The following is a 16,308-nucleotide window of genomic DNA, read 5'->3' on the forward strand; positions in this document are numbered from 1 at the left end:
ATATAAAATCCCATTCGCTTCGGCTGATGGGATTTTTTTATATCTTTATTTTAAATCTTCACTTTATGAAAAGAGTTTTAATTGGCTTTGTAATTTGTCTGTTTCTTTTGAATTGTGCCAAAAAAGAAAATATTAAACACAATACACCTTATATAATTTCGCAAAAAGATATTAAACCCAAAAAAACGATAGATATAATAAACAAAGATAACACCCCACCCCCACCCCCACCACCGCCTATTCCAGGCTGGCGAACCTATGGAACCAATACCTTTATCATTGATTCTGATTCCAAAATATATTACTTTCAAGGAGAGAAATTAGGATTCATTTGCGGCACTGGCTCCGAAAACGATACCATTCCACATTTTATAAATTTACAACCTAAAGATTTAATTGAAATTCCAAGCAACAGTATATCCGATTTTATAAAACTGAATTATAAAGATGATTTTCGAAACCTTACTTTTGTTTCATCAAAATTAGACACTTTAAAATCTGAAAGTTTTTACAACTTAATTGCCGCTTTAAAGTCATCTTTAAAAGATCGGGATTTCTATTACATTGCAAGAACAACTCAAGAAGAAGATACCGTTCTTCAATACAAAAAAAATAATAGTTATTACAGTTCAGATAATATCAAATGGGATAAAACGAGAATCAAATTTCCAAAACATATAGAATTTGTAAAACGTCCAAAATTGAATTAAAATAAAAAATCCCAAGAAATAATTTTTCTTGGGATTTTTTATTTAGAAACCTTTCGCAAGTTTACGAAGCATAAATTCTTTGGCTAAAGCCTAATTCTTTATCTGTATATAAATCTCCAGCTAAAGCTGGAGGCTATCCAATATAAGCAATTTCACATTCAACGGAATAATTCCGCTTATACAATATAAACCGTTGCTTCGGAACTTTATCACCAACGAACTCCCATGTTTATTTCTTTTAACCTTAAAAAAAAAACTTAGAATCTTAGGCAACTCAGCATCTTAGATCCTTAAATTACATTCCCGTTCTAATCGCCTCAACCGGATCTAATTTTGCTGCTGAAATAGCCGGAAGAATTCCTGAAATTACTCCCACCAAAATTGATAATCCAGCCCCGATAATTATATTCCAGAAACTTAGAACAAATTCAAAATCTAATAAATTAGTCAAAAGCATCGACATCAGCCAAACAATCAATAAACCAATCATTCCGCCTATTAAACAAAGGATAACCGCTTCGAATAAAAACTGAAACAATATAAATCGGTTTTTTGCTCCTAAAGATTTTTGAATCCCTATTAAATTAGTTCGCTCTTTTACTGAAACAAACATAATATTGGCCACTCCAAATCCTCCAACCAGAAAAGAGAAGAAACTAATAAATATTCCTCCAAATCTTAAACTTCCCAGAATTCCATCTACAAAATCAGTAAAACCCGAAAGTACATTTATAAAGAAATTATCAGACTCGCCTGCTTTCATTCCGCGAATTGCTCGCAATTTTTGGGCAACTTCGGCTTTATACGCCTCCATGTCTACTCCTTTTACAGGTTTTAAAACAATAACCGGCGTCATTGCATCATTATCACCGTACATTCTGCGTAAAAAATTCGTTGGCAAATAAACTGATGTATCATTACTATCGCCAAAAAAACCTGCTCCTTGTTTCTTGATTACACCAATTACGGTAAAACGTTGTCCGTACAAACGAATATTTTTTCCAACAGGATCGCTTGTTCCAAAAAGCCCTTCGGCAATATCATATCCCAAAACAATAACGGCACTTCCGGAATTCGATTCAGATTCATTATAAAATCTTCCTTTATCAAAACTCAATCCTTCGATATCTACCATTTCGCTAGACGAAGGAACGATATTAACATCGCTAACAGTTTTTGAATCGTATTTTAAAGTTTCATGATTTACAAAAAGCTGATAAGCGACCTGATCTGTATTATTAAGGGAATTTTTTAAACTTATATATTCGTCATATTTGACATTTGGAAACTGTTCTCTTTTCCATTGCGGAATTTCAGATGGTCCGAAACAGTATTTCATTAAATAAATCGTATTTTTATCTAAGCTGCTCAAATCTTTTGAAATCTTTCGATCTAAAGAATCTACCGCTGCCAATACAGCAATAATCGAAAAAATACCAATCGTAACTCCCAACAGTGACAATAAGGTACGCAATTTATTATTTCGCAAAGCGTTTATGGCAAAGCGGAAACTTTCTTTTAATAACCTTAGATAAACCAGCATATACGTGTATTTTTCATAAAAGTAAAATTCAATAAATTAAAATCAAAATCCTAATAAAAGTTAACTTACTCATCAGTAGATTTTTTTAGCATAATGTTACATTAATTTTCTTTAAAATAATATTTAAAAAAACTACTTTTGCAGTCTGAAAATCATAACTACACAATGAGCACAACTAAAACAATACAATCAGCATTAATTTCTGTTTTTTCGAAAGATGGACTAGAGCCAATCGTTAGAAAATTACACGAACAAAACGTAACACTTTATTCGACTGGAGGAACTGAGGATTTTATAAAAAACCTTGGAATTCCTGTAGTTCCGGTTGAAGACATTACTTCATTTCCTGAAATTCTTGGCGGAAGGGTAAAAACTTTGCACCCGAAAATTTTTGGTGGAATCTTAAACCGTCAAGATAACGAAAGTGACGTTCAACAAATGAAGGAATTTGATATTCCTCAGATTGATCTGGTTATTGTTGATTTGTACCCGTTTGAAAAAACGGTTGCTTCTGGCGCAAGTGAGCAGGATATTATTGAAAAAATTGATATTGGCGGGATTTCACTGATTCGTGCCGGTGCAAAAAATTTCAAGGATACTGTAATTGTAGCTTCGGTTAACGAATATAGTTTGCTTCTTGATTTAATTACAGAGCAAAACGGAGCAACAACTCTTGAAAACAGAAGATTGTTTGCTACAAAAGCGTTTCACGTTTCATCTCATTATGATGGTGCGATTTTTAATTATTTTAATACTGACGACACTATCTACAAAGAAAGTATCGAAGGTGGTCAGGTTTTAAGATATGGAGAAAACCCACATCAAAAAGGTTTCTTTTTTGGAGATTTTGATGCGATGTTCAAAAAAGTTCACGGAAAAGAATTATCTTACAATAATTTATTAGATGTTGATGCGGCAGTAAACTTAATTAATGAGTTTAAAACTGACGGACCAACCTTTGCTATTTTAAAACATAATAATGCTTGTGGTTTAGCTTCAAGAAAAACAATTAGTGAAGCTTATTTAGCAGCTTTGGCTTGCGACCCAACTTCTGCTTTTGGCGGAGTTTTGATTGCAAACACTAAAATTGATTTGGCTACAGCACAGGAAATCAATAAATTATTCTGCGAAGTAGTAATTGCTCCTAGTTATGATGATGACGCAATTGCAGTTTTGCAAGAAAAGAAAAACAGAATTATATTAGTTCAGAATGAAGTTGAATTACCTTCAAGACAAGTGAGAACATGTCTTAACGGTTTGTTAATTCAGGACAGAAATAATATTACAGATACTAAAGAGCATTTAAAGACCGTTACTACTACTGAGCCAACTGCTCAGGAAATAGAAGACTTGATATTTGCTTCAAAAATTTGTAAAAACACAAAATCAAACACGATTGTTTTTGCAAAAAACGGAACATTAATTTCTTCAGGTACTGGCCAGACATCAAGAGTTGATGCTTTGGTACAAGCTGTAGATAAAGCTAAAGCTTTTGGATTTGATTTAACCGGCGCTTCTATGGCAAGTGATGCATTTTTCCCTTTTCCGGATTGTGTAGAATTAGCTAAAAAAGCAGGAATAACAGCTGTAATTCAGCCTGGAGGTTCAATAAAAGACGAATTAAGCATAAATTATTGCAACGAAAATAATCTTGCAATGGTATTTACAGGAACACGTCATTTTAAACATTAATTTGTTTAACTTTGTTCAAAATAATTTATAACATTTTAAACCCCTAAAAAACTTATGGGATTTTTTGATTTCATGACCGAGGATATTGCGATAGACCTTGGTACCGCAAACACTTTAATCATACATAATGATAAAGTTGTTATTGATAGTCCGTCAATCGTTGCACGTGACAGAATATCAGGCAAAATCATTGCTGTTGGTAAAGAAGCCAATATGATGCAAGGTAAAACGCATGAAAATATCAAAACCATAAGGCCTTTGAAGGACGGTGTAATTGCCGACTTTGATGCTTCGGAAAAGATGATCAACATGTTCATCAAAAGTATTCCTGCATTGAAAAAAAGAATGTTTACTCCAGCCTTAAGAATGGTAGTATGTATTCCTTCAGGTATTACCGAAGTGGAGATGAGAGCTGTAAAAGAATCTTGTGAGAGAGTAAACGGAAAAGAAGTTTATTTGATTCATGAGCCAATGGCAGCAGCAATTGGTATTGGTATCGACATTATGCAGCCAAAAGGAAATATGATTGTTGATATTGGAGGTGGTACTACAGAAATTGCAGTTATTGCATTAGGTGGTATTGTATGCGACAAATCTGTAAAAATTGCAGGTGACGTTTTTACCAATGATATCGTTTATTATATGCGTACTCAACACAACCTTTTTGTGGGAGAAAGCACTGCTGAAAAAATAAAAATTCAAATTGGAGCCGCTATCGAAGATTTAGATGGTCCTCCTGAGGATATGTCAGTTCAGGGTAGAGATTTACTTACCGGTAAACCAAAACAAGTTGATGTTTCTTATAGAGAAATTGCTAAAGCATTAGACAAATCGATTCAGCGTATTGAAGATGCTGTAATGGAAACATTATCTCAAACTCCTCCGGAATTAGCCGCAGATATTTACAACACTGGTATTTATTTAGCTGGTGGTGGATCTATGCTTAGAGGTCTTGACAAACGTATTTCGCAAAAAACAGATTTACCTGTTTATATTGCTGAGGATCCGTTAAGAGCTGTAGTTCGTGGAACCGGAATGGCACTTAAAAATATTGCAAAATTTAAAAGTATCTTAATTAAATAAGATTCTAAATAATCAATATGTTTTTATAAGAGTCAAATTGAATTTATTTGACTCTTATAAAATTTGAAACTTAATAGCATATCCTGAAACAAAATAACCAAACAAGAAATGCAGCAAATTTTTAATTTCATTATAAGAAACAGTAATCGATTGCTGTTTTTGCTGCTTTTAGGCATTTCGTTGGCTCTCACAATTCAATCGCATTCTTTTCATAGAAGTAAAGTAATCAGCTCAGCTAATTTTTTAAGCGGAGGTGTTTATGAAAAAATCAATCATGTAAATGAATATTTGAATTTAAGAACCGAAAACGACGAACTTGTACTTGAAAACGCAAGATTAAAAAGTCTTTTATTCAATAAGGAAGACACTACAAAAATTCCTTTAGCAGATAGTGTAAAAGGAGTAAAACCTGCGGATATTATAGTTTCAAAAGTAATTCACAACTCATACAATACGCACGAAAACTACATTACTTTAAATTCCGGATCAAATGACGGAATCAAACAGGATATGGGAGTAATCAATAGTTTAGGAATTATTGGTGTAATTGATAACACATCACCAAGATACTCTACAGTAGTAAGTATTTTGAATATGAAATCTCATATTAATGCAAAACTAAAAAAGTCAAATCATTTTGGTTCATTAACATGGAATGGAAAGAGCACAGGATTTGTTCAGCTTGAAGATGTTCCTAGACTAGCTTCTATCAGAAAAGGCGATACCATTGTTACCGGTGGACAATCTGTTATTTTCCCTGAAGGAATTAATATTGGTACAGTCAACAATATATATGTTAAAACAGGCACCAGTTATTACGTCATAGACGTTAAGCTATTTAATGATATGACAAATTTAGGACATGTATATGTTATAAAAAGCAAGGATAGAGAAGAACTTATTAATTTAGAAAAAAAGAAAAAAGATGAATAGCGCTTTGTTAGTCAATATTTTTCGATTTATTATTTTACTAGCAATTCAGATTGTTATCTTTAATAATATGAATTTTTTAGGGTATATAAGTCCCTTCCCATACATCCTATACATTATTTTGTATCCGGTAAACAGTAATAAAGCCGGATTAATATTTTCTAGCTTCTTACTGGGTCTTACTATGGATTTGTTTTGTAATTCAGGAGGAATTCATGCAACAGCCTGCGTTATCCTCGCCTATTACAGACCTTATATATTTAAATTCTCATTTGGACTAAGCTATGAGTACCAGACTATTAAGTTAAATGACTCGTTAACACCTGAACGATTTTCATTTATTATGGTATCGGTTTTATTACATCATATCGTATTATTCATCCTGGAAGCATTTCAGTTTAAATTTATTTGGGATATTTTACTCCGAACATTATTTAGCTCAATCTTTACAATAATCACCTCAATTATCATAATTTACCTTATTAAGCCCAATAAACGATGAGAAAAATTCTGCTGCCCTCTTTAATTATTATCGCAGCATCTCTGCTTGTGATGAGGGTATTTTATTTGCAAATTATAGACGATTCTTTTAAGTTAAAATCTGATAATAATGCAATCAAGAAGCAGTATGACTATCCTGAAAGAGGCTATATTTATGACCGAAACGGAAAGTTGCTAGTTGCGAATCAGGCTTCTTATGACATCATGGTAATCCCGAGAGAGATTAAGGACGATCTTAACGTTAGCGAATTTTGCGCATTATTAAATATTACTAAAGAAGACTACGACAGGAGGGTTGCAAAAGCTAAAGTATACAGTCCAAGATTACCTTCTGTATTTTTACCGCAATTAAACAAAAATGAATTTGCCGCTTTTCAGGAAAAAATCAGAAAGTATGAAGGCTTTTATTTCCAGAAACGTTCTCTACGTGATTATGAAGTAGATTATGGCGCCAATATTTTTGGCTCTATTCTACAGGTAAATGAAAAACTAATTGCTAAAAACCCTTATTACAATAGTGGTGACTTAATTGGAAGACAAGGTGTTGAAGAAAGCTACGAAGAAGTTTTACGCGGAATAAAAGGTGTAAAATACATCCAGAAAGACAAATATAATAGAGAAATTGGCTCTTATAAAGAGGGCAAATACGACACTATCGCTGTTGCCGGAGAAGACATTAATCTGACTATTGATGCTGAACTTCAAAAATATGGTGAAGAATTAATGATCAATAAAAGAGGTGGAATTGTTGCCATTGAACCTAAAACAGGTGAAATTCTGGCATTAGTTACCGCTCCTTCTTATGATCCTGGTATTTTGGTGGGAAGACAAAGATCTAAAAACTATACACTTTTATATCATGATTCTATTGCAAAACCCTTATACGATAGAGGACTTTTGGCAGAATATCCTCCCGGCTCACCTTTCAAAATTCTGACGGGTCTGGTTGCATTACAAGAAGGTGTTGTTAATGAACAAACTACATTTATGTGTCACCATGGTTTTAGTTATGGTGGTGGTCGTTTTATGAAATGCCACGGCTTTGGACCTCATCAATTGCATAACGGAATTTACCTTTCCTGCAACACATACTTTGGCCAGGCGTATATGTTAACTATTAATAAATACAAAGACCCGGGTAAGGCAGTAGATGTTTGGAGTGATCACGTAAAAAGTTTTGGATTAGGCCAATTTATGGGTTATGATTTACCAACTGGTAAAAGAGGAAATATTCCAACTTCTAAAACATACAAAAAAATCTATCCTAACGGAGGCTGGAGAAGCTCAACGATTGTATCCAACGCTATTGGTCAGGGTGAGGTTTTAATGACTCCTATTCAGCTTGCTAATATGATGGCAACTGTTGCCAATCAAGGGTATTATTATACGCCTCATATCATTAAGAAAATTGAAGGAAAAAAAATCGATGCTAAGTTTACAACAAAACACGTAACTACAATTGATCAAAAATATTTCCCACCGGTCATAAGTGGTTTATTTGATGTATACAATAAAGGAACAGCTGCTTCACTTAGGGTAAATGGAATTGATATTTGCGGAAAAACAGGTACGGCAGAAAACTTTGCCAAAATTAACGGAAAAAGAACTCAGCTTAAAGACCACTCTATATTTGTTGCTTTTGCACCAAAAGACAACCCTAAAATTGCTATTGCGATTATGATTGAAAATGGAGGTTTTGGTGCTACAGTTGCAGGACCAATTGCTAGTTTGATGATCGAAAAATATTTAAGAAAAAAAATCACAAGAACTGATTTAGAAATTCGGGTATTAAACAAAAGTCTTGTAAGTGAATATGCAAAATTAGGAGGAATGACTGCAGCGAGCGCTATTGAATCTACTCCGAAAGACTCCGTTATGAGCGCAAAAATAGCAAAGCTGCCCAAAGTAGAAGTTAAGAAAGTACCTTTAGACACCACCCAAGAAAATTAATACAATTATTTCAAATGAAAAACCAAAGTATAAAAAATAACATTGACTGGATAAGTGTTTTTATTTACACTGCGTTGGTAATACTGGGGTGGCTAAACATTTATTCCTCTTCATTATTATCTACCGACGGAACCTATCAAAAACAGTTAATTTTTATTGGCTGTACCATTCCTTTGATTTTCATCGTACTTTTTGTTGACGGAAAGTTTTATGAAAAATATGCCAGTATCATTTTTGGGGTTTCTTTACTTTCGTTAGCCGGTTTGTTTCTTTTTGGAAAAACCATTGCCGGCCAAAGATGTTGGTATGCGATTGGAAGTTTTACAATACAGCCTTCTGAGTTTGCAAAAGCTGCTACAGCATTAGCATTAGCAAAATATTTAAGTGATACACAGATTAACCTGAAAGAGGTAAACAGACAGGTTCAGGCTTTGGCTATTGTCTTTCTACCGGTATTATTGATCTTACCTCAACCCGATCCAGGAAGTGCTTTGATCTACAGTATTTTTATTGTGGTTCTTTACAGAGAAGGACTACCATCATGGTATGTCTGGACTGGCTTTATTACTATTTTACTATTCGTTTTAACCCTTGTTTTAGAACCTTACGCGGTTATTTTAATTGCTTTAGGAGTATTAATTATTATACATTTTAAAGGCAGGGCTGTTGACAGAAATATTCTTTTAAGTGCTATTTTACTCGCTGTTATCTCAGCTTTTGTTTTATCTGTAGATTATGTTTTTGATAATATTTTTAAACAGCACCACCGTGACCGTTTTAATATATTACTAGGAAAAACTGTCGACATGAAAGGTATTGGATACAACACCAACCAATCAGAAATTGCTATTGGATCAGGAGGCTGGATTGGAAAAGGTTTCTTAGAAGGAACTCAAACCAAAGGAGGATTCGTTCCTGAGCAACATACCGATTACATTTTTACAACTGTTGGTGAAGAATGGGGTTTTGCAGGATCAGTAGTAGTGATTGCACTTTTCGTGGGCTTACTATTAAGAGTAATTTATTTAGCCGAAAGACAAAAAACAAAATTCAGCAGGGTTTATGGCTATTGTGTTGCCGGAATCTTGTTTACTCACTTTTTTGTAAACATTGCAATGGTTATCGGGATTTTTCCAACCATTGGGGTTCCACTTCCTTTCTTTTCTTATGGAGGTTCCGGACTTTGGGGATTCACTATTTTGCTGTTTATCTTCTTAAAAATGGATGCTAATAAGGTAAATGAATGGTAGGCTTTTGAGACAAATTCCAAATATAAAAAATTCCAAATTCCAATTCTAAACTTAGTTAATTCGCTGGATTATCAAACAGAGGCCTTAGATCTTTAAAGTTAAGCCGTTCGATCAGCTTCGATATAATCTTTGCTAAAAAGGCATAATAACTTCAATTAAAGGATAATCTCAACATACAACTATATCCCTTCAATTGAGATACGTATCATAATAAAACAATATTGTGTTCAACATTAAATGTTGCCAATGTTTACAAAATAATATTCAGGCATAAAAAAAGTCCGAAGTTTAGAACTTCGGACTTTTTTGTATTTTATATTTTAATTATATCTTTTCGCTTGGTCTTTTCTTTAAAAGCTTTACTAAAACCGGGAACGTAGAGATGATAACAATTATAATGATGATATATTCAATATGGTGTTTTAAATCAATTCCTTGTTTCAAGAACACTCCGTATAAATAATGCCCTGCAAAGATCAGGATAAATGACCATAAGAAAGAACTCAGTACATTATAGAACATGAATTTCTTTTTATCCATAGAAACAATACCCGCAATGATTGGTGCAAATGTTCTGAAAATTGGAAGGAAACGCGCATAGATAATAGCTTTTCCACCATACTTTTCGAAGAAATCTTTAGATTGCAAAAGGTATTTTTTCTTAAACCAAAATGAATCTTCTTTTTTAAACAAATAATATCCACTTTTGGCTCCAAACCAATATCCTGTCATATTTCCTAAAACCCCCATTATAGCAACAAGAGTTGAAAGTACAAATACATTTATAAAGTCAGCCGGAATATCAACTACATTTAGCATTAAGTCGCGGCTGTAAATACCCGCCAAGAAAAGTAAACTGTCTCCCGGAAGGAAGAAACCTGCAAAAAGTCCTGTTTCAGCAAAAACTATAAACAAGACAATAAATAAACCAATTTGAACACCTCCGATGCTTAATGTAATATAAAATTCAGGGTTAATTAATTGACTCCAATCAAAATTATTCATAAATGCGTTTGGTTATATTTATAAGTTCGTGAAATTAACAATAATTTGCTTCAACACCAATAAATTGCTATATTTTAAAGATAAATTAACTATTTAAAAGCCCAAGTTTACACTTGGGCCGGTAAGATAATTATTCTCTTACATACTTACAGCAAGAATGTAAATTTTCATAATCTGCATCTGTTGCTTTAACATCCTTAGTATCATGCCCTACTTTAGCAATAGCTTTATTCAAATCTTCAGGAGATGACTTTTCTTCATTTAAAATTACTGCAAGCTGATGTGAACTAATATCCCAGGTTGCCGACTTAACGCCGGGAACAGCAAAAGCTGCTTTTTCGATTCGTTTTTTACATTGCTCACAATTACCGTTTACCTCTGTAGTATATTTTAAATTCTTATTTTTTTTAGTTTGAGCCTGAGCCGAAAATCCTAAAAAAGTGATCATTGCAATTAAAATTATATTTTTCATATTGTTTATTATTTATCTGTTATTGAAATTGTTTTTGAAATTGATATTGAATTTATTTTATTTTAAATCGTAATCCTGCATAATACATTTGCCCAAAAATTGGAGCATATGCTATAGAAGCATCAAAGTTAGGACCAAAAGGATCTTCGGCACCTAAAATTGCTTTTTGCTGTTTATAGTTCCCTATGTTTTCTCCTCCAACATATACTTCTAAAACCGGAGAAATAACTCTTGTAACCTGAACATTCATAACAGCATATGAAGGTGAAAAGTCAGGAAACTGATCTTCTACAGGATTCGATGCCGTGTAAGGCAATTGCTGTTTTCCTGACCAGTTAAAAGTATAATCAAACTTCCACTGCTTACCATCATTTAAGTTTGTTTCATATTCCAGATTTCCCAAAAAACGGTGTTTTGCCTGCAACGGACGCTGAAAAGTTCCCGTTAAATAATCGGTTTGAATGTCATAATATTTATATGCCGTTCTAAGATTCAAATTATGAATTAACTCATAATTAAACTCAAATTGAAAGCTATTCGCAAATGAGTTTCCTTTTAAATTATAAAAAGAAACTTCTTGCGGGCTTTGCATTAAATCTACAACTGCCTGATTTTGAAAATCGGTACGATAGAAATCAAACCCGGCTTCGGCATTTTTATTAAAAAGTTTAAATTTCTGAGAAAAACTCACTCCATAGTTCCAGGCAATTTCAGGATTCAAACCATAAATTTTTCCGTTTGTATCTAAAATCGAAAACGTTCTTGAACTAGCAAAAAGCTGCTGATTCTCTGCAAAAATATTCGCTGAACGTTTTCCTCTTCCTGCAGAAAAACGAATTACACCATCTTTCCACGGATTGTATCTCATATGCAAACGAGGCGTTACAAAAAATCCTAAACGATTATGATTGTCTACCCTTCCTCCTAAAATAAGACTAAAATTATCTGCATTATCATAAGTATACTCAAAGAACGCTCCTACCGAATTATCGATTCTGCTGTAGTCATTTACATTTACAAATTCCTGATACTGATCATAAGTAAAATTTAAACCGGTTGAGAACTTATGCATCGTATTATTGATAATCGAATTGAAAATTAAATTCGAATAAAAACTATTCTGCTTAATATCATACAAATTCAAACCAAAATAAGAGTTTTGATTGTGACTGTTAAAAGCATTCTGAAAGCCAATACTCTGATAAGGCATATCTTTAAAAACATAACCAATCTTGGTAGAAACATCAAAACGTTCTGTATTGATTTCTGATCCCCAATAGTTTGTAGTTCCGCGATCTCTGTCTTTATCGAAATCAACTTCTCCGGTTTGTTTTTTATCATTCATATACCTGAAATTGATAAAACTAACCAAACCACTTTCGGGATTATAATATTGATAACGATTTAAAACATTGATTTGTTTTCCTAGAGGATTATCCAGAAAACCATCATCATTCATGTCATTTTTTGCCACACGCGCATTTCCGTGTACAAATAAACTTGTCGCCCACTTGTCAGACAATTTTCTATTAAAATGAGTATTCACCTCAAAACGCGCATCGGTAGAACCATAAACATTCAAAAAGAACGGAATGTCATTTAAAGGTTTCAAAAGTTCTGTGTTTATTTGGCCCGAAATACTTTCATAACCGTTTATAACACTTCCTGCACCTTTGGTAATTTGTACACTTTCGATCCAGGTTCCGGGCGTAAACGACAATCCGTAAGCCTGAGAAGCCCCACGTACCGAAGGAATATTTTCTTCGGTAATCATTAAATACGGACTCGTTAAGCCCAGCATTTTTATTTGCTTTGTTCCTGTTAAGGCATCAGAGAAATTGACATCGATAGATGGATTTGTTTCGAAACTTTCGGCCAGATTACAACAGGCCGCTTTTAGCAATTCTTTGCTTGTAATAACACTTGTATTGGCAGTAAGGGTATAAGATTTTTTAATTCCTTTTTGCTTTTTGGTGATTTTTACTTCCTCCAGATCTTCTTGCGAAAAAGCGGCAACAGAAAGTAAAACCATGCCCAAAAGCATGATATTTTTTTTCATAAAAAAAGATTTTAATGTAATTAGAAAAAGGCTGTTTTGTAGAATTTTTTCTAAATAAAAAACAGCATGGTACAAACCATAAAAGGCTTGATTCTAAACATTAAAATCAGGAATAAAAAATATATTGGCTATACAGCTTAAATAAAGGGGGCGCATTCGCATCTGAATAATACGAAATGATCTGATTGCTTTTGAAATTTGGAATTGATAAAAAAGCAACGGGTTTAAATTCCTGAATTACGGCTGGAAAAGCGAACTGAAAAAAGAAAAACTTAATAGTAGCATTATCAGATTTTTTCTCAAAATGAACTACTTTGTCTTTACAACAAGAAGATTTTTTTTCAGATGCACCACAACATTTCTTTTCAGGAGATGCAGTAACCGAAGTATTTAATGAAACGGAAGCAATTTCGCCACCGCAATAATGCACATCAAAAGCAAACCCAATGTTGGAAACCAACAATAGGAACGCTAAAAATAATCCTGTGCACTTTTTTAAATTCATGATGCAAAACTACCAAAAAAGAGTTAAAAAAAGATCTAATGAAATGTTATTTTTTAAGATTTTGCTGCTGATAATAAAATGCGGGTATAAATAACAATACAAAAATGGGCTGAATAATAAATCTTCTCACATAAAAAAGAAGCCAGTTCCAGTCCTGAAAATAATTAAGTATTACGACAAACATCCCTAAAAGCAGTATCAAAAAAAACGCATATAAAATAATGCTAAACTTCAATATTTCTATATCCTGAAATAATGTATAAATAAGAAGTAAGGACAAAACAGTGTTCAACAGATAACGAAGCAAAAGCCCGCAAAAAAGCCTGAATGGTTCTATTTGAGGAAAAGGCGCATCTTTAAAATCAGATTCAAAATAAGTTAAAAAAGGATCGTAAAACAATTTACCCTCAAAAGCTCTTATAACTCCAAAACATACTATAATAAAGATTGCAATTAGAATTTTACCTTTATGTTGAAGCAATTTACTTAGCATATTTCGAAAATTTATTTACCCATATGATCCACAAAATAAAAACTGAACCATAAATAATCAGCGGAAAGAAAGTCCCGTGTAAAAAATGATTGTAATCCGGAAAATAAAACAGCAACACAACAAGAATAGCTATTCGAACAACATTTAGAACATAAATAAACACAATACCAAACAAAATATAAAGCAATGTTGTTTTAAGCTTGCCTGAAAAAGCAAGCACAAAAGAAACAAACAGGATAATAACACTTACAGCATTACACCCCTCAACAATTCGCACACCATAATGTTTATTGTACCACACCTCTAGCCAGGAATCTGCAATACTTTTATGAATTTTAATATCACAATTGAATACATTCATTAATTGCTCTACATTTTTGCCTACCACATTTGTTATACCGTCGACATCATTTGCATTAAAAGTGTCGAGATATAATTTATAAAGTAAGGTAAGTACAATATAAGCAGCGAAAAAAGTGCTTATAAATATAAGGAAAGGCTTAAATTGAATGAGGTATTTTTTCAACAGATTTTTTTTTCAAATTTATGTATTTTTGAGATTAGCTTTAAATACTTTTGTATAAAATTTTAAGATTATGACATTTCAGGAATTACAACCAAAAATAAGCGCTATTGTCGCTGATACAAAATTAGTTAGAGACGAAAAATTACTGGCTATTTGTCAGCTATTAAATGCAAATGTAGAATACTATAACTGGGTTGGTTTTTATTTCGCCAATCACGAAGCCAAAACTTTACATTTAGGTCCGTATGTAGGAGCAGAAACCGATCATACCGTGATTCCGTTTGGAAAAGGAATTTGCGGACAAGTAGCTGAAAGCAACGCCAATTTTGTAGTGCCGGATGTTGCAGCTCAGGACAATTATATCGCCTGTAGTTTTACGGTAAAGTCAGAAATCGTAGTTCCTTTATTTGTAAACGGACAAAATATTGGTCAAATTGACATTGACAGTCACGTTATAGATCCTTTTACAGAAGCTGACGAACGCTTTTTAGAATTTGTAAATCAAGAAGTTGCGAAATTGTACTAAAAATAATACATTCGCGTAACTTACTTTTAAACCAATTTATGAAACTAATTTTACGCGTTTTTCTTTTCTGTATCGTTTCAACAAAATTATTTTCTCAAAAAGCAACGCCGGTAGGCAAAATAGTTTACCTCGACTCTGCCTGGGTCGAAAGTACAGAAGACAATTACAAATACATCAGAATTGTTGAAGATTATTTTTCGGATAAAAAAACTTATATCCTTAAAGAATATTACAAATCTAAGGCTTTAAAGATGATTGGTTCTACAACAGACAAAGACATTATCAAACGTGAAGGCCAATTTGTTTACTATTATGAAAACGGCAATAAAAAATCAACCGTTAATTATTTGAACAATAAAAAAACAGGAAAAGAATTTAACTGGTACGAAAACGGAAATATAAAATCTGAACTAGAGTATTATACCGATAAAAACAACGAAACAAATTATAAGCTGAATAATTACTGGAACGATCAAAAGGAGCAAAAAATAATTTCAGGCAATGGAGATCTTGACTATAAAGATGAATATATAGAAGAAGCAGGAAGGGTAAAAGATGGTCTGCGAGACGGAATTTGGAAAGGAAAATATCTAAAATCAAAATATAGCTTCACAGAAAATCACAAAGACGGCAAACTCGTTTCAGGAATAACTTTAGATTCTTTGAATATTGAACATCCATATACTGTTGCCGAACAGCGCCCTACTCCTAAAAAAGGCATAAACTCCTTTTATAGTTATTTGAAAAACTCAATTTATATACCAGTAGATGCAAGAAATAAAGCATATGGAAAAATATACATGACTTTTATTGTAGACAAAGATGGAAGATTAATTGAACCTAAGATTTTAAAAGGAATTGGTTATGGGATAGACGAAATTGCAATCGAGGCCATAAAAAATGCTAAAAATTGGAATCCGGGTGTTCGAAGAGGCATTCCTTTAAGAGTTAATTACTCTTTACCTATCACAATTACAAAAAATGGGCAATAAAATTCGTTTTTCCAAAAAAAAGTTCTAATTTTGCACCCGTCTTACAAAAGATGTACGACATACATAAAAAT

16 protein-coding genes are annotated in these 16,308 nt (G+C 32.9%); 9 read left to right on the forward strand and 7 right to left on the reverse strand.

Going from position 1 to position 16,308, the window contains the following annotated elements; genetic code table 11:
• Window positions 1-65 precede the first annotated feature (65 nt).
• Window positions 66-710 carry a hypothetical protein gene (locus ACIDC4_RS13760; protein WP_412043090.1) on the forward strand — a complete coding sequence of 215 codons (645 nt, stop codon included), beginning with the start codon at window positions 66-68 and terminating at the stop codon, window positions 708-710.
• A 295-nt stretch (window positions 711-1,005) separates the two neighbouring features.
• Here ACIDC4_RS13760 and ACIDC4_RS13765 read toward each other — a convergent pair whose 3' ends face one another.
• On the reverse strand, window positions 1,006-2,253 hold the full coding sequence (locus ACIDC4_RS13765) for an ABC transporter permease (RefSeq protein WP_230034873.1): 1,248 nt from the start codon (window positions 2,251-2,253) through the stop codon (window positions 1,006-1,008).
• Between the two features lie 165 nt (window positions 2,254-2,418).
• Between ACIDC4_RS13765 and purH the strand changes: the two genes are divergently transcribed.
• From purH to rodA, 6 genes are all read left to right on the forward strand, one after another.
• Window positions 2,419-3,945, forward strand: coding sequence for a bifunctional phosphoribosylaminoimidazolecarboxamide formyltransferase/IMP cyclohydrolase (gene purH, locus ACIDC4_RS13770; protein WP_412043089.1), 1,527 nt, complete (start codon window positions 2,419-2,421; stop codon window positions 3,943-3,945).
• Window positions 3,946-3,999: 54 nt separating this feature from the next.
• Window positions 4,000-5,028 (forward strand): rod shape-determining protein, encoded by a 1,029-nt coding sequence (locus ACIDC4_RS13775; RefSeq protein WP_007804822.1) that lies wholly within the window; start codon window positions 4,000-4,002, stop codon window positions 5,026-5,028.
• 108 nt (window positions 5,029-5,136) lie between these two features.
• Window positions 5,137-5,961, forward strand: a complete 825-nt coding sequence (gene mreC / locus ACIDC4_RS13780; RefSeq protein WP_412043088.1) for a rod shape-determining protein MreC — start codon at window positions 5,137-5,139, stop codon at window positions 5,959-5,961.
• Window positions 5,954-6,460, forward strand: coding sequence for a rod shape-determining protein MreD (locus ACIDC4_RS13785; RefSeq protein WP_412043087.1), 507 nt, complete (start codon window positions 5,954-5,956; stop codon window positions 6,458-6,460). The genes mreC and ACIDC4_RS13785 overlap by 8 nt, the downstream gene beginning before the upstream one ends.
• A complete protein-coding gene (mrdA, locus tag ACIDC4_RS13790) occupies window positions 6,457-8,409 on the forward strand; it encodes a penicillin-binding protein 2 (RefSeq protein ID WP_412043086.1) in 1,953 nt (650 codons plus the stop codon). Before ACIDC4_RS13785 ends, mrdA begins: the two co-directional genes overlap by 4 nt.
• Window positions 8,410-8,423: 14 nt before the next feature.
• Window positions 8,424-9,659, forward strand: coding sequence for a rod shape-determining protein RodA (rodA, locus tag ACIDC4_RS13795; RefSeq protein ID WP_412043085.1), 1,236 nt, complete (start codon window positions 8,424-8,426; stop codon window positions 9,657-9,659).
• A 324-nt stretch (window positions 9,660-9,983) separates the two neighbouring features.
• Here rodA and ACIDC4_RS13800 read toward each other — a convergent pair whose 3' ends face one another.
• The 6 genes from ACIDC4_RS13800 to xrtF form a co-directional block, all read right to left on the reverse strand.
• Entirely contained in the window at window positions 9,984-10,664 is a 681-nt protein-coding gene (locus ACIDC4_RS13800; protein WP_065449250.1) for a DedA family protein, read from the reverse strand.
• 130 nt (window positions 10,665-10,794) lie between these two features.
• The gene (locus tag ACIDC4_RS13805) at window positions 10,795-11,136 is read right to left on the reverse strand and encodes a heavy-metal-associated domain-containing protein (RefSeq protein WP_412043084.1); all 342 of its coding nucleotides are present in this window, start codon (window positions 11,134-11,136) and stop codon (window positions 10,795-10,797) included.
• A gap of 52 nt (window positions 11,137-11,188) precedes the next feature.
• Entirely contained in the window at window positions 11,189-13,195 is a 2,007-nt protein-coding gene (locus ACIDC4_RS13810) for a TonB-dependent receptor plug domain-containing protein (RefSeq protein WP_412043083.1), read from the reverse strand.
• Between the two features lie 106 nt (window positions 13,196-13,301).
• Complete coding sequence (locus ACIDC4_RS13815) at window positions 13,302-13,700, reverse strand: HYC_CC_PP family protein (protein WP_065449248.1); 399 nt, start codon at window positions 13,698-13,700, stop codon at window positions 13,302-13,304.
• Between the two features lie 46 nt (window positions 13,701-13,746).
• Window positions 13,747-14,193, reverse strand: a complete 447-nt coding sequence (locus tag ACIDC4_RS13820) for an exosortase F system-associated membrane protein (RefSeq protein WP_412043082.1) — start codon at window positions 14,191-14,193, stop codon at window positions 13,747-13,749.
• Complete coding sequence (gene xrtF / locus ACIDC4_RS13825) at window positions 14,183-14,719, reverse strand: exosortase family protein XrtF (protein WP_412043081.1); 537 nt, start codon at window positions 14,717-14,719, stop codon at window positions 14,183-14,185. The genes ACIDC4_RS13820 and xrtF overlap by 11 nt, the downstream gene beginning before the upstream one ends.
• Before the next feature lie 70 nt (window positions 14,720-14,789).
• Here xrtF and ACIDC4_RS13830 point away from each other — a divergent pair, with 70 nt between their 5' ends.
• Together ACIDC4_RS13830 and ACIDC4_RS13835 are read left to right on the forward strand one after the other, a co-directional pair.
• Complete coding sequence (locus ACIDC4_RS13830) at window positions 14,790-15,245, forward strand: GAF domain-containing protein (RefSeq protein ID WP_412043080.1); 456 nt, start codon at window positions 14,790-14,792, stop codon at window positions 15,243-15,245.
• 38 nt (window positions 15,246-15,283) lie between these two features.
• The gene (locus ACIDC4_RS13835) at window positions 15,284-16,237 is read left to right on the forward strand and encodes an energy transducer TonB (protein WP_412043079.1); all 954 of its coding nucleotides are present in this window, start codon (window positions 15,284-15,286) and stop codon (window positions 16,235-16,237) included.
• Window positions 16,238-16,308: the final 71 nt, after the last annotated feature.

Source organism: Flavobacterium sp. C3NV (genome assembly GCF_046825355.2).
Classification (GTDB): Bacteria; Bacteroidota; Bacteroidia; order Flavobacteriales; family Flavobacteriaceae; genus Flavobacterium.